Source organism: Ahrensia marina, from assembly GCF_042140245.1.
Lineage (GTDB): Bacteria > Pseudomonadota > Alphaproteobacteria > Rhizobiales > MH13 > MH13.
In genome coordinates, this window is record NZ_CP159483.1 from 646,559 (window position 1) to 661,268 (window position 14,710).

The 14,710-nt window shown below is 59.4% G+C and carries 13 protein-coding genes; all 13 read right to left on the minus strand.

Annotated elements, in window-relative coordinates; translation table 11 throughout:
* Positions 1-41: 41 nt before the first annotated feature.
* The 13 genes from ABWH92_RS03150 to ABWH92_RS03210 all read right to left on the minus strand — a co-directional run bounded on the left by ABWH92_RS03150 (position 42) and on the right by ABWH92_RS03210 (position 14,675).
* The gene (locus ABWH92_RS03150) at positions 42-1,718 is read right to left on the minus strand and encodes a hypothetical protein (protein WP_375572069.1); all 1,677 of its coding nucleotides are present in this window, start codon (positions 1,716-1,718) and stop codon (positions 42-44) included.
* The gene (locus ABWH92_RS03155) at positions 1,675-3,309 is read right to left on the minus strand and encodes a hypothetical protein (protein WP_375572071.1); all 1,635 of its coding nucleotides are present in this window, start codon (positions 3,307-3,309) and stop codon (positions 1,675-1,677) included. The genes ABWH92_RS03150 and ABWH92_RS03155 overlap by 44 nt, the downstream gene beginning before the upstream one ends.
* The gene (locus ABWH92_RS03160; RefSeq protein WP_375572073.1) at positions 3,306-4,940 is read right to left on the minus strand and encodes a hypothetical protein; all 1,635 of its coding nucleotides are present in this window, start codon (positions 4,938-4,940) and stop codon (positions 3,306-3,308) included. Before ABWH92_RS03160 ends, ABWH92_RS03155 begins: the two co-directional genes overlap by 4 nt.
* A gap of 146 nt (positions 4,941-5,086) precedes the next feature.
* The gene (gene cueR / locus ABWH92_RS03165; protein ID WP_375572075.1) at positions 5,087-5,482 is read right to left on the minus strand and encodes a Cu(I)-responsive transcriptional regulator; all 396 of its coding nucleotides are present in this window, start codon (positions 5,480-5,482) and stop codon (positions 5,087-5,089) included.
* A 71-nt stretch (positions 5,483-5,553) separates the two neighbouring features.
* Positions 5,554-7,074, minus strand: a complete 1,521-nt coding sequence (locus ABWH92_RS03170; RefSeq protein ID WP_375572077.1) for an aldehyde dehydrogenase (NADP(+)) — start codon at positions 7,072-7,074, stop codon at positions 5,554-5,556.
* Between the two features lie 42 nt (positions 7,075-7,116).
* Positions 7,117-8,145: a proline racemase family protein gene (locus ABWH92_RS03175; protein WP_375572079.1), complete on the minus strand. Its 1,029-nt coding sequence runs from the start codon at positions 8,143-8,145 to the stop codon at positions 7,117-7,119.
* A 2-nt stretch (positions 8,146-8,147) separates the two neighbouring features.
* The gene (locus tag ABWH92_RS03180) at positions 8,148-9,248 is read right to left on the minus strand and encodes a cis-3-hydroxy-L-proline dehydratase (protein ID WP_375572081.1); all 1,101 of its coding nucleotides are present in this window, start codon (positions 9,246-9,248) and stop codon (positions 8,148-8,150) included.
* Between the two features lie 25 nt (positions 9,249-9,273).
* The gene (locus ABWH92_RS03185) at positions 9,274-10,275 is read right to left on the minus strand and encodes a 4-hydroxyproline epimerase (RefSeq protein ID WP_375572083.1); all 1,002 of its coding nucleotides are present in this window, start codon (positions 10,273-10,275) and stop codon (positions 9,274-9,276) included.
* Positions 10,275-11,537, minus strand: a complete 1,263-nt coding sequence (locus tag ABWH92_RS03190) for an NAD(P)/FAD-dependent oxidoreductase (protein ID WP_375572085.1) — start codon at positions 11,535-11,537, stop codon at positions 10,275-10,277. Before ABWH92_RS03190 ends, ABWH92_RS03185 begins: the two co-directional genes overlap by 1 nt.
* A gap of 24 nt (positions 11,538-11,561) precedes the next feature.
* Positions 11,562-12,521 carry a dihydrodipicolinate synthase family protein gene (locus ABWH92_RS03195; protein WP_375572087.1) on the minus strand — a complete coding sequence of 320 codons (960 nt, stop codon included), beginning with the start codon at positions 12,519-12,521 and terminating at the stop codon, positions 11,562-11,564.
* A 90-nt stretch (positions 12,522-12,611) separates the two neighbouring features.
* The gene (locus ABWH92_RS03200; protein ID WP_375572088.1) at positions 12,612-13,334 is read right to left on the minus strand and encodes an amino acid ABC transporter ATP-binding protein; all 723 of its coding nucleotides are present in this window, start codon (positions 13,332-13,334) and stop codon (positions 12,612-12,614) included.
* The gene (locus tag ABWH92_RS03205) at positions 13,331-13,996 is read right to left on the minus strand and encodes an amino acid ABC transporter permease (RefSeq protein ID WP_375572090.1); all 666 of its coding nucleotides are present in this window, start codon (positions 13,994-13,996) and stop codon (positions 13,331-13,333) included. Before ABWH92_RS03205 ends, ABWH92_RS03200 begins: the two co-directional genes overlap by 4 nt.
* Positions 13,997-14,012: 16 nt before the next feature.
* Positions 14,013-14,675 carry an amino acid ABC transporter permease gene (locus ABWH92_RS03210; protein WP_375572092.1) on the minus strand — a complete coding sequence of 221 codons (663 nt, stop codon included), beginning with the start codon at positions 14,673-14,675 and terminating at the stop codon, positions 14,013-14,015.
* Positions 14,676-14,710: the final 35 nt, after the last annotated feature.

Sequence of the window (14,710 nt, forward strand, 5' to 3'; positions counted from 1 at the left end):
GTTTACTTGTAATATTGCTTCACTATCGAACACACTGTGTATTACAAGCCCTCGATCACCTGTTGCATGGCCGCGTTGAAGCCAGCTGTTGTTGGGCTTCCACCTTCAGTGCCACGCCCCCCGCCTAGACCGTGGCGCTGAAGAGCCTCAGACACCTCGTTGAACCCACGTCCAGCATAGTCTTTGACTTGACCGGCCACATGGTTTCGGCCGCTTTCAGTCAGTTGCTCGGCATAGGCTCGCACCGTCGGGTCGGAAATCCAGTCGGTCAGATTGTTGCCGCCCAGCTGATCGCTGATCCAGGCTGGCACGTCCGGTGGGCCGCCGAGGCCTGCAGGCAGTTGGTCACGCACGCCCTCGAACACCGCCTTGCCGATCTCCGTGGCAGCCGCGCGGAAAAGACGCTCTCCGACATCACGTGGATCACCTTGAATTTCGCAAAGCTGCGCTGCACGCGCTTCGGCCGCAGCCGCACTCTGGTTCAAAATGGCGTCCGGCTCACCAGCAATGCTTTCGCTGACATAGTTCAGCATGATGGTTGAGAAGCACCAGAGCTTCAGCTCTTCCTTCTTGAAACCCACAAAGCCTGAGAAGATAGCACTGGCAGGCATTGCGCCCGTTGCCGGCTGAACGGCATAGAGATACCAGTCGATGGCCGTGTTGATGTCTTTGAACTGCTGCGCAATCGCTACATCGCGGCTGCCCTTGGCCTCCAAGCCATCGGTTTGGAGGTAGCCAAACAAGCTACCCGTCTCTGGGTCGTGCCACCAATAGCGATCGTCGTGAGACGCGCTGGCCAGTTGCACGTACTGATCACCTTGTGAGGTTTCACCGGCCTCGTTGGCAAAAATTGCGGTTAGGTTCAGCCCGTTGCCAAGCAACCGCGCTTCGGCGTCATTGAGAGCCAAACCCATGCGCGCCACATCTTCGCGGCTTGCCGGCTCACTTAGAAATGTCGACCAAGCAGGCACGTCCAGCGTGGTGGCAAGGCTGACCTCATTGTCGCTCTGCCCGACCAAGTCGACCAGGGGATTAACGACCTGGGTGTGTGAAAGCGCAGCCAAAGGAAACAGCAGAGACTGTTCATCCGGCAGTGCCGCAGACATCATATTGGCAAGGCCATTCATGATGCCGGCATGGGCAGTAGAGAAAGCCGGATCTGCCAAGTGGGCCGTGACGGCATCTGTGTCGTCAACCGCAGCATCATGGGCATAAAGCCATTGATTGAGGCGCTGTGCTGTCATGCGATCTGATGGGTAGGAACCCGGTGACAGGTAGAGCGCATGACCGCCAGTCATGGCGTTGACATCATAGGCCGCACCGAGCGCCACCAACGGACGGACGGTGCGGTGCTCACCGGCGCTGATCTCGACAAAGACTCCGGGATCACTGGCGATGATGTCATCAGGTACCGTATACGAACTGCTTTCTAGACCGTCATACCCGGCCACTTCGAGAGTGAAATCGAACACGGTTCCTGCATCCGGCACCGGATCGTTGGGCGCTTCAAAGCTGATGGCCATCCCGCCCGACAGACGACGGGCGAGTGCGTGCGCTGCCGTTTCAATCTGATCGGGGCTTTGCACGCGGATCAATTGACCGCCGGTGGCATCGGCCAGGCTGGCAAAGTCCAGGGTCTGTGCACCAGAGAGAATCACAGGATAGACCGCGATGTTAAGACTTCTCAGCACGCGCAGCTTGAGCCACGATACGATCATTCATCGCCTCGATGGCCGTCGATGACGGATCGCCGTCCGTTACAAGTACGATGGATGTGCGCTCGGCGCTGCCGACACCCAATTCGATTTCCACCGCGTTGAGCGCGTAATCGAGCGCATCAAGGATTTCGGTGCGCCCACGCACCGATTGCTCCCAATAGGGTGCCTCAACCAGGCTCACCACATCCTCGATCGGATCCAACACGCGCTGCACACGAATACGGTTGTTGTGGCTGATGACTGCAAGACGCTGACCAACCGAAAGACCGCTAACCAGTGTCTGATTGAACGCCCGGGCCATGGCAAATCGTTCATCGCGGCGCATGGACCCGGTTTGATCGTGGACCGCGATCACATGGGTCGCGGTGGAGAAGGGTTCTTCAATGCGCACGGGCACAGGCTCACCATCGACAGTCAAGCGGAAGTGAGCGCCATGCCAATTGGGTAAGTTTTGGACTGCCGCGTTCAGCCCCACTTCAACACGCGGGAAAGTGCTTGCATCGGTGCTCGCGATGGAAAGGCTGGCAATCTCCGGCGCCGTGAAGCCCGATACGTCAACGCTGTTGCTGTCATCGGTTGAGAGCGTGCTGACAATGCTTTGCGGTACCACATCGCCATCCAACGTGACCGCGGCTTCGCTGGTCAGTTCCCCGCCGACGACAATACCCGGCGTCCAAACTGTAACATCGGAAAGATCAGGATCACCGATTAGGCGTTCCAGGGTGTTGATCGTTGGGTAGAAGGCAAGGCTGACATCTGTGCCGAAGGCATCGCCGCTCCAACGCACAATCTCCTGGGTCCGGCCGAACCGGTCACGCGCCGAGATGGCAATCTGCGTTGCTACGACAGGTTCGCCATAAAGGCGGGCAAGTTCTGATCGCTCCGCCTCCGGCAAGACTGGGTCGTAGATGGTGCCGTCTTCGGCTTCCAGCCATACCCAATCGAGATAGGCTATCGGCGCACTGGAAGGCCCATCTAAGTCCAAGAGATTCTGCGCGTGAGAAAGGGCTGTCTCAACGGTTCGCTCGGCCTCGTCAAACAGCAAAGCCGCTGCCAGATCGTCGGCAAGCTGATCGGCACCCAGAGCATCGTCTTCATAGCCGATCCGCTCCATTAGGGCGGCCATTGGCTCAGGTAGTGCGATACCAGTGGCGCCCGCATCGGCAAGAACGGTTGCCCGCTCTTCGCCTTGCAACGGCGCTGCGTGAGCGGTGGTGGTGACATCAAGCGCTGAGAGCAAAGCCTTCAACAGCATGGCTTTGTCGGCAGGGTTGGCGGTGCGTGTTTCAAGCACCGCTTCGGGCGTTTGAAGGCGGCCTTCATACACGCTGGTCGCAATACGCTCGCTTACGAATGCAAGGGCGGCTTCTGGTGTTGCCAAAGCGGCTGCCGCCTCCTCCACGTCTGCCCAGGGCTCGTGATAGGCATCGCGTGACTGTACGATTAACTCGCGCAACGTCCGTGGATCGCTGGTCGTCTGGCAATAAGCCAACAATCCAAGCAGTGCGGCAACGAGAACGATGGCCGGTATTGCGAACCGAACAAAAGCGGAGCGGTTCGAAGGGGAAGTTTCAGCGGTATCAGTGTTCATTGCTCACGCGCCCAAGGATTGTTTTGTAGGTAAGTGATGGAGCGGGGTTCGCCTGATGCAGCGGCAAGGCGCATCCAGCGCGCGCCTTCCTCGCGGTTTTCTTCCACGCCGCGGCCCTCAATAAGAGCTTCGGCCACATGGAACATGTTTTCAGGATTGCCACCCTCAGCCCCGCGTAAGGCATCATTGTAGGCAAACACGTAGAGGCGCTGTGCGTCAGCTCCACCAAGCCGGTTGGCATATTGCTCCACCGGCCATGTGTCGCCCGAATAGGAGCCCCGGCGTGCAACTCGCGTGGCGGTTCTGGAGTCGCCTTCATGGAAGGACGAACCGACTGCAAGATTGCCCAAGCTGTCGGGATCGTCATCACGCGCAACATGGGCGCGTATCCAGCGCAAGGCACGATCACGGTCGCTGGGAATGCCATGTTGCTGGTTATAGAGATGCTGCGCCAGAGCGCCCGACAGGTCGAATTCGGCTAACTCCTCCAAACGCGGCATAAAGCCAAGAAGCGCTGATGTGTCTGTTCTTAAGATGTACGCGTTCTGGAGGTCGTAGGCCGGCACATAGCCAATCTCCAAGAGCTGTTCCAGCATGGTGTGAAGGACCTGACCTTCCACGTCTACACTGGCTTCTCCGCTCACAATGGCGTCGTTGTAGGCGTCCTCAGCAGCGCGGGCGACGGCCATCATTGCAGGCGCGTAGCCAGCCTCAGCCGCTTCTAGGCGCAACGCATCAGCTCGTTCTTGATTGACGGCGACACCGCGACCGTTCTCAAACGCATCGGCCAGCGCCAACATGGCAGGCGGGTAGTCGGCCAGTAATGGGCTGGCCAGTCGAGCTACCGATTGAACAGCCTCTTCAGCCAAACCGTCCACGCGCGCCAGTTGGAAGGCAAGGCGTCGGCTCTCTGGTGCTTCAGCCACCGCTGCACGACATGCGCCTAGCGCTTCGCTGACGTCAATGTCGCGGGCTGCAAGGCCGTAGCCATAGCTGTCAGGGTTGAAGATGTTCGCCGCCAGGTCATCGCAGCGCGTGGCTGTTTGCGGCGTGATGGCATCACCGCCGGGCAATGGCTCGGGCCGAGGCATGGGCCAGCGCGAGGCGTTTTCTGGTGCCACCGTGTCAAACTCGATCTCGGCCAATGAGGCGGTCAGCCGGTTACCTGAAAAGGGTGAAGAGTTCTCCACGGCGACCTTCAACGTCCGCATCAGGATCGGTTCGTCGAACGTAAAGACCGTCGCGCCTTCATCGTTCAACTGTTCATGGGCGATGCGGAAATACGAGTGGCCAAAACCCTGGTGACTGGCCCAGAGTGTCGCCCGGCGGGCTGGCGTTCCAGCTCCTTTGCCGTAGCGATTGTGCAAGGTGACCGACGCAACGGCCACAGCATCGTCAAACCGGAAAACAAAGTGACAAGGGGCAACCTGCCCTTCCGTCCGCCAGAGCGTTTCGAGGTCACCGTCCGTCACAGCGCTGGCTGGAAACCCTTCCAGGTCGCGGCAAATGGTTTCTTCAGGCGCATGGCCTGCCAGTGTCGGCAACGACTGCGCTTGCACCAATCCGGGCATCGAACACACCAGTGCCGCATAGGTCAGCTGCTTGGCAAAGCGGCCAAAAATTCCTGTCATGATCCCCACCCCGATATGTCTCCAGCAGATTGCAGATTGATGGCTGGTGCAACCCTAAGGTCAAGAGCAGGCTAACGATCGGGTCAACACCCTTCCGTGATGACCGTCACATTTGTGCAGCTGACGGGGTGAGTGGTCTCTCTGCCTTAGGCCAGAGGCTGCCGCGCCATGTCGTTCAAGATGGGGCAATCAGGGCGATCATCGCCGACACAGCTGTCAGCAAGTGTCGCCAACGTATCGCGAAGGGCGTGCATCTCGCTGAGTTTGCGATCAATCTCGGCAAGCTTTTCTACCGTGAGTGCTTTGACGTCACAGCTTGCCCGGTGCTTGTCATCATAGAGCGAGAGAAGCTGGCGGCATTCATCGATGGTGAAACCAAGACTGCGAGCCCGCTGGAGAAAAGCCAGCCTGTGGACATCGTCTTCCGCGTAGTCGCGATAGCCGTTTTCCGCGCGGCCAGGGCGCACCAGGCCGATCTCTTCGTAGTATCGAATTGTTTTGGCGGGCAGCTGCGTGCGCTCCGCCGCTTCACCGATGTTCATGGGCTCGCTCCTTGCCTGCCCAACTTAGCGTTTGCGCTGCCGGGCAAGCAAGGATGATCGATGACCAAGCGCTACTTCAGGTCCTCTGGCAGGAGGTTGTTTGGGATGGCTTGGAAGCAGACGGGTCTTAGCCATCTGCGGATGGCCATGGTGCCAACGGAGGTTGCGCCGAAGTTGGTCGAAGCGGGATATGGCCCGCCATGGACCATGGCGTCAGAGACCTCCACGCCGGTGGGGAAGCCATTGGCGAGGATGCGGCCAGCCTTGCGGGTCAGGATCGGCATCAGAACTTGACCAAGCTCACTGTCTTGATTGTCCATGTGCAGCGTGGCGGTCAGCTGACCTTGCAGGCTCTTGGCAATGGCGATCATCTGGTCAGTATCTTTGACCCGCACAATGAGACCCAGTGGCCCGAAGACCTCTTCACCCAGTTGGTGATTGGCCAGCCAATCATCTCCTGAAACCTCGTAGAGGAATGGTGAAGCCTGGCGCTCAGCGCAGCCCATGGCAAGCACTTCCTTCACGCCTTTCTGGCTGGCAATGGTGTCTTTGCCCGAGGCAAACGCCTCTGCCATGCCAGCGGTCAGCATGGTCTGGCTCGACACGTCTGAAAGCGCTGCCTGCGTGGCCCGTGTGAACGAATCCGCATCAGGGCCATCCAGCACAATCGCGATGCCTGGATTGGTGCAGAACTGCCCTGCCCCCATGGTCAACGATCCGGCCCAGCCCGATGCGATCTGCTCGGTGCGACCGGCCATGGCGTGGGGCAACAGGAACATCGGGTTCACCGAGCCAAGCTCACCAAAGAACGGGATCGGATCAGGACGCGCCGCGCAAAGGTTGAACAGCGCACGACCGCCACCCAGGGACCCGGTGAAGCCGACAGCGCGGATCAGCGGATGCTGGACCAGCGCTTCGCCCACTGAGCGGTTACCGCCCTGGATCAGGGAGAACACGCCGGGGTGCAGGTCATGGGCCTTGATGGCAGCTTCAATGGCCTGGGCCACCAGCTCACTGACACCGGGATGGGCCGAGTGACCCTTCACCACCACAGGGCAGCCAGCAGCCAGAGCGGATGCGGTATCACCGCCGGCCACAGAGAAAGCCAGCGGGAAGTTGGAGGCACCAAACACCGCCACCGGGCCTGTGGGCACTTGGCAAAGGCGCAGGTCTGGCCGTGGCAGAGGCGCACGATCGGGCAGGGCTTCATCATGGCGGCGATCAAGATAGTCACCCTGCTCGATATGATCGGCAAACAGTTTGAGCTGACCCACCGTGCGACCACGCTCGCCATTGAGGCGCATCTCCGGAAGACCGGTCTCCTTCATGCCCATGGCGGTGATGGCCTCACCGCGTGCATCGATCTCATCGGCGATGGTGCGCAGGAACGCTGCCCGCTTCGCCCGGCTCGTCGCGGCATAGCTCGTAAACGCATCCTCAGCCGCCTCAACCGCCTGACCAACCAGATCAGGCGTGCCAACCGCAAACGCATCCGCTTGCCCACCAACCGGCATGTTCAAAAAGGTCGATGATCCTTCAACCCATGCGCCCGAAATCAAATGGCGGCCGTGGAGGGTGTTTTCTTTGAGCATGGCGTTTGTCTTTCTTAAAATCTTGGTGGACCGATCGACGATCTAATCCATCGGCCAAGTATCGCCAACACGATAGCCTTCTGGCCAAGGATCGGACGGATCGAGCATCAACTGCTTGGTTTCGGTAATCCAGGCACGGCCACTGATCGATGGAATGATGGCGGGGGTACCGGCAAGGTCGGTGGTCTCTTCTATCCGACAGTTGAACCGGCTGTCGATGATAGAAACACCAACAAAGGGTTCTCCGACCGCCAAGTCTCCGCGCGCATGCAACACAGCCATGCGCGCCGAGCAGCCTGTGCCAGTCGGCGAGCGATCAATCTTACCTGGCTCAATGGCCACCGCATTGCGTCCGGTCTTCACGCCAGCCTCTTCGGTCACCGGCAAGGTGAACTGACAGAACGAGATGTGTGACCAGTCAGGATTGGTCGGGTGCGAAAATCCGATCTGCTCGGTGGCGGCTTTGGTGATCTTCATGCCGGTTTCCGAAAGATCGCGCGCCTCATCTACGGTCAACGCGAAGCCCAAAGCTTGCGAGTCTGCCAGCACAAAGCTGTCGCCGCCATAGGCTGTATCCACTGTCAGGGTACCCAAACCCTCCACTTCGATCTGTCGATCCAGATGCTGGGCGAAACTTGGATGGTTGGTGACACGCACCGATTGGGCTTTGCCATCCTTGCAAGTGGCCACCACATCGACCAGCCCGCCCGGGGCTTCCATGGTGAAACGCGTTTCGGGCTCCTGCATCGGAACGATGCCGCTATCGAGCAGAACCGTCGCCACGCACAAAGAGTTGGACCCCGACATGGGCGGTGTGTGCACCGGCTCCATGATGATCCAGCCGGTCACCGCTCGCGGGTCCTTGGGTGGAACAAGCAGGTTCACATGGCGAAACACGCCCCCGCGCGGCTCATTGAGCACGAAGTTGCGCAACCGATCATCCTGCGCGATCCAACGCGACTGTTCCCAAAGCGTCTCGCCAGGTGGCGGCGCGACACCGCCGACGATCACATCACCCACTTCGCCTTCTGCGTGGCATCCGATGATGTGAATGCTGCTGGTGCTGCGCATAACTAAGCTTCCAGCACAGGCGCGCCGAGCACGTCCATCAACGGCTCAATGCCAAGCCCGGGCTTGTCTGCTGCCTTCATGGTGCCGTTGACGCGTTTGGGCGCACCGGCTGCGATGTCCACGGTGCCATAGGAGTTGAAGTCGGTTGCAGAGAACGCAAATTCTTCCGGCGTGGATTGCGCCAGATGCGCAATGCTCGCTGTGACGATATCGCCGCCCCATGTATCCTCGATGGTCATGGGCACACCAGCGTTGATGCAGATATCACGGATCAACCGGGCCTTGGTCAGGCCGCCTACCTTTGAGATCTTGAGGTTGATGACATCCATCGCGCCATCGGCAAGCGCTCGGGTGAGGCTGTCGACACCGGTGATCACCTCATCGAGCACGAAGGGCAGCGTGGTGCGGCGCCTGGTGACCAAACACTCCTCATAGGTTGGGCAGGGTTGCTCAATATAGACATCGATATCGCTGACTGCGTTCACCACGCGGGCGGCCTCATGCATGGTCCAGCCGGTGTTGGCATCAGCGACCAGAATATCGCCCTTGCGCATCTCTTTGGCGCAGAGCCGGATGCGTTCAATGTCGCTGTCAGCGTCGGCACCCACTTTTAGCTGAAACTTGGTGTAACCCTCGTCACGATAACCCGCGACATTGGCGGCCATGGCGGTCGGTTCGATCTGCGAAATCGCGCGGTAGAGTTTCACCTCCTTCTGCGCCTTACCGCCCAGCAACTGATAGACCGGCAAGCCCACCGACTTGCCCAAGATGTCCCAGCAGGCCACATCGATTGCGGCTTTGATGTAGGGGTGGCCGCGCAGCACCGCATCCATGTGCCGGTTGAGCACGCCAAGGTCCCGCGGGTCGAGCCCAACCACTTGCGGTGCCACCTCCTTGAGGCCAGACCGCACGCCCAGCGCATAGGCAGGCAGATAGGCTGAACCCAAAGGGCAGCACTCGCCATAGCCGGTGATGCCAGCATCGGTCTCAACTTCTACCACCGTGCTGTCAAAAACCTCGACATAATTGCCGTTGGACCAGCTGTAGCGCCCTTCTTTAAGCGGCAAATCCACCTGGTAGGCGCGGATGGCGGTGATTTTCATGGTGTTACTCCTGAGGGCCTTAGCCTTATTTGACTTCAAACCCATGGGCGTATGGGTCGCGATCATTGATGAAGATGGTGTTTAGCCCGGTCATACGGGCCCAGCCGGATATGGACGGGATGATGGCATCACGGTCACCGACACGCGCTTCGCCCTCAATCCGTCCGGTGAAGGTCGAACCGATGATGCTTTCATGGACGAAGGGTTCGCCGGGCTTCAGCCTGCCCTTAGCGGCCCATTGCGCCATGCGGGCCGACGTTCCGGTGCCGCAAGGCGAGCGATCAATCGCTTTGTCGCCATAGAAGACGGCGTTGCGCGCAGTTGCTCCTTTGGCGATGGGTTTGCCGGTCCATAGGATGTGGCTGAGCCCTTTGATGTCGGGCTGTTCGGGGTGTTCGAAACTGTATTTTTCGTTCAGCGCGGCGCGCAGCAACGGGCTCCAGCGCAGCAGGTCGCCAGCGCTAACATCGGCCATGTCATGGAAGGCCGATTGAGGATCGACGATGGCGTAGAAATTGCCCCCATAGGCAACATCCACGATCACCTCACCCAGCCCGTCCACCTCTGCGCTTAACCCTTCAGAATGCAGGAAGGCGGGCACATTGGTGAGCTTCACCTCTTCGACATAGTCGCTCTCTTGGCGGTATTCGGCCACCACCAGGCCGGCAGGCGTATCAAGACGCACGATGCCGGGCGTTTTCGGTGTCACCAACCCCCGCTCGATCATCATCGTGACGGTGCCGATGGTGCCGTGGCCGCACATGGGCAGGCAGCCGGAGGTCTCGATGAAAAGGATTGCGGTGTCGCAATCCTCGCGTGTTGGCGGGTAAAGAATGGAGCCGGACATGACATCGTGACCGCGCGGCTCGAACATCAGACCACAGCGTATCCAGTCGTACTCGGCCAGAAAATGCGCGCGCTTTTCCAGCATGGTTGCACCCTGCAAGGGTGGTGCGCCGCCAGCAACCAGACGCACCGGATTGCCACATGTGTGGCCGTCGATACAGAAGAAGGTGTGCGAGGCCATCAGCAGAACCTTTCAGCGCGATAGGGATGCATGTCGATGGACGGTGCTTGACCGAGCGCCAGATCGCGCACGAGGGTTGCGGTCGCGGCGCACTGGGTAAGGCCCAGATGGCCGTGGCCGAACGCATACATCACACGCGAGCTGGTGGATGAGCGACCGATCACTGGCAGCGTGTCCGGCAAGGATGGCCGGAAGCCCATCCATTGCTTGCCGCCAGACGTGTTGAGGCCCTGCATCACGGATTCAGATTTCTTCAGCATCATCGCCGAGCGGCGATAATCTGGCGGGCGCTGCATCCCCGCAAACTCAGCGGCACCACCGACGCGAATGCCACTGGCAAGCGGCGTGATCACATAGCCATCGGCTGGCACAACAAGCTGGCGTTTCAAGTCAAACGCATCGGTGGGAAGCGTCGTGTTGTAACCACGCTCGGCCTCCAGTGGGATGGTATCACCAAGCTGGGCGGCAAGTTTGCCTGACCAAGCTCCACCGGCGACGACCGTTTGGCGCGCGGTGACGGTTTCCCCATCATCCATCGTGATGGTGGTTGTCTCCCCACCGGGTTGAAGGCGCACCACTCTGGCCTGTCGGAACTCAGCCCCTTCGGTCACTGTCTGATTGCCCAGCGCCCTGGTGATCTCAAACGGGTCGGACACCATCATCCAATCGGGCACGAACATCGCGTGGGTGTAGCGCGGCCCGAGGCCCGGTTGCAGTTCGGCGAGACGAGCACCGGTCACCGGCTCAAAGGCCACCCCATGTTTGGCTCGCACACGCCAAACGTCAGCTGCCGCATCGAACGCCCGCTGCCCAGCATAGAGATAGAGCGCGCCCTCATGGCGCAGATGGTTGGAAAGCCCCGCGTCTTCGAACATCAGTTCGGTTTCGCGCTTGGCAAGCTCCATCAGTGCCGCTTGCGCCTTGGTGCTGGCGGCATGAGCCGTCGGCAAACAGGCACGGGCAAACTGCGCCATCCAGGGCGCCATTCTTGGTGCGTACGAGAGCGGCACAGAAAGCGGACCCATCGGGTCCAGCAACCAGCGTGGAGACTTCAGCAACATGGCGGGTGATGCCATAGGCTCGACATCGGCAAAGGCAAACGCCCCAGCATTGCCACGGCTTGCGCCCTCGCCCATGCCACCCTTGTCAAGGATCAGCACAGATTGACCGGCCCGCGTTAGCTTGAAGGCTATCGCAAGACCGATAATCCCTGCGCCGATGACGCATTGGTCATAGGTTACCTGGGTCACCTGTTCGCCCATTTGCCCAAGCCCTGAACCGCAACCTCAGGCGGACTTGGCAAGCGCTGGCGTTTCATCGTTCCACTGCGCATACCAGGCACGGAAAAGCCTGTACTGCGCCTCAACATAGTTGCGTTGACTGTCGGAAAGCCGATCTGCTTCGTTCAGATGAAGCGCATACTCCTGCTCGCCGTTCAACACCATCAGATGCTTGTAGAACAGGACGAGGTCCGGTCCTTCGTCAAAGGTTGAGAGGACGTGCAGAGCATTGCTCAGCTCTTGTGCCTTGACCCGCGCAACGGCATCGCCGGCAGCGGCTTTCTTGCACAAGGCAATCAAGTGAAGCACTTCATCGGGCAATGCATTGCCGATGCCCGTAACCGTACCCTGCGCCCCACAATGAACATAGCCATTGTAGACCTCGGTATCGACACCAACCATGAGCAGAACATCATCAGCTTGTGATGTGATGTTCTCGCCTGCATAGCGCAGGTCGTCGGCGCCGCCGAACTCCTTGAACCCAATCAGGTTCGGAAAATCCCGACGCAGCTCGAAGAACAGGTCTGCCCGGGTCGCAAAGCCATAGTACGGGCTGTTGTAGATCACACAGGGGAGCCCGTTTGCAGCCTCTAGAATCGCCGAAAAATGCGCCCGTTGTGCCGCCGCCGATGTGCCGCGCGAGAGAACCCGCGGGATCACCATGAGGCCAGTTGCACCCACTTGGGCTGCATGCGCTGCTATCTCCACAGCCGCACCCGTGTTGATCGCTCCGGTACCAACCATCGTTGGCACACCGGCCTCCACAAGGCGAGCCACGCCTTCCATGCGCTGCTCATCACTAAGCAAGGGCCAATCGCCCATGGACCCGCAATACACCACACCTGACATCCCCCTGGAGACAAGGTCTTTGCCCTTGCGTACCAGAGCATCATAATTGGGCGTTCGATCGGCATGGCAGGGCGTCATCAACGCAGGAACACAGCCGTAAAACAGTGAGGGATGCATGGGAGTCTCCTTCCTTAGCGGCGGAAAGCGACGGGCTTTCTGCCAGTTTTTCTTGTTTGACCGAGAACCAAAGGCGGCTTGAAAACCGCCTCAGCGAACCTTTGCCAGGAACTTTCGTGTGTTTTCGGAAACGGCGTCTCTGAATATCTGGGACGGGGGCCCGATCTCTTCCATCAGTCCATCGTGAAAGTAGGCGACACGATCCGACACATCGCGGGCAAACCCCATTTCATGGGTCACGCAGATCATCGTCATGCCTTCTTCAGCAAGAAGGCGCATCGTATCGAGCACTTCACCAACCAGTTCGGGATCGAGCGCTGATGTCGCTTCGTCAAACAGCATGTAGCGCGGCTCCATCGCCAGGGCGCGTGCAATGGCCAAGCGCTGCTGCTGTCCGCCGGAAAGGGCACTGGGGAACGCCGTCAGCTTATCGCCGAGACCAACATGGTTGAGCTGCGCCGCAGCCAGCTCATTGGCCTCCTTCTTGGGCAGGCCACGAACGATTTTCGGAGCAAGCGCAACATTCTCAAGGGCCGTGAGATGCGGGAAGCTGTTCCATTGCTGAAACACCATGCCGAGCTTCTGGCGAAGCTTGTTGATGTCAGTGCCTTTGGCATGCACATCGACCCCATCGACGACAACGGAGCCTTCGTTGATCGGTTCAAGCCGGTTGATGCAATAAAGAAGGGTGGACTTGCCGGACCCTGACGCACCGATAACTGAAACCACTTCACCGTTTGCAACAGTTAGGTCGATACCTTTGAGCACGTGAAGTGGCCCGAACTTTTTATGCAAGTTGCGAACTTCGATCATCGTATGGCCCACCTTTGCTCAAGCTTTTCTGCGTACCGGGCGACGGGGAAGGACAAGGCAAAATAGAAAGCGCCGGCAATGGCGAGAATCAGAAAGGGTTCCTGGGTGCGCGTGATCAGGATCTGGCTGGCCCTGAGAAGCTCCACGTAACCCAGAACCGATACCAGAGCGCTGTCTTTCATCACGCCCAGGGCGACACCTATCCATGATGGAAAAACGGCGCGTCCACCGATGGGAAAAACGACATGCCGCAGAGCCTGCCAATAGCTCATGCCAAGGCTGCGTGCAGCCCGTCGCATGGGCGTGCCAACGGCTTCCAGACCACCGCGCGCCACGTTGGCAACCAGCGCGGCTGTGTAAATCGTCAGGACGACGACACCGGATGCGAAAGCATCCAGGTTGAGCCCGACAATCGGCGCCAGGTTGAAGAACAGCACAAGCTGGATGAGCAGGGGCACAGACCGAAAGACATCGAGGAAGGCCGCCAGCCCCGCTGTGGCCCAGAACTTTCCCTCATAAAGTACCCAGCCGAAGAACGCGCCCAGAAGTGTGCCCAGCGAGATTGAGACAACCGAGATCACCAATGTGCGCCATGCGGCCTGCGCCATGAACCACATGTCGCTGAGGGCAAACCCACTAAAGAATTGAACGGTTGGTTCCATATCCTCGCCCTCTGCCTCAGTACCGGAAAAGGCGGAGCGCAAGCAGGCGCGATGCCAAAAGGATGATTTTGACGATCACGTAGTAAAGCACTGCTGTGACGGCAAAGTATTCGAAGATGCGGAAGGTTCGCGATGCGAAAAACTGGGTCTCGCCCGACAGCTCGCGAAACCCGACCAGCATGCCGAGCGACGACATCAGCACAGCCCATACCATTTGGTTGGTGATCGGGTGATAGACGATACGCAGGACCTGCGGGATGATGATCCGGGTGTAAGCCTGCCAGGCGGTCATGCCCAAGGATCTTGCAGCGCGCAGCTGCGTTTCGGGAATAGCCTGAAAGCCACCACGGAAATTCTCTGCAAGGTAGCCTGCGCAGTTAAAGGTCAGGCCCATGAGCACGATCATGAAGGGTGACAGAAAGATACCAAAGGCGCCCAGACCGAAACCGAAAAAGAACAGCTGGATCAATGCCGGCGTGTTGCGCGCCAGTTCCACCCAAGTGGTGGCAAACCAGCGCAAAGGGCCGCGCCCGTGCATGCGGATGAGAGCGAGCCCCAGCCCGATAATTATGCCCAGGATCATCGCGAGCGCTGCCACCTGAAGCGTGACGAGGCTCGCCGCAATCAGGTCGGGCAGGTCGCGGAAAACCGGACGCCAATGGAAGTTGTAGTCAAACACGAGCCAGACAATCTCGGCCTCCCCCGCACGAGCGG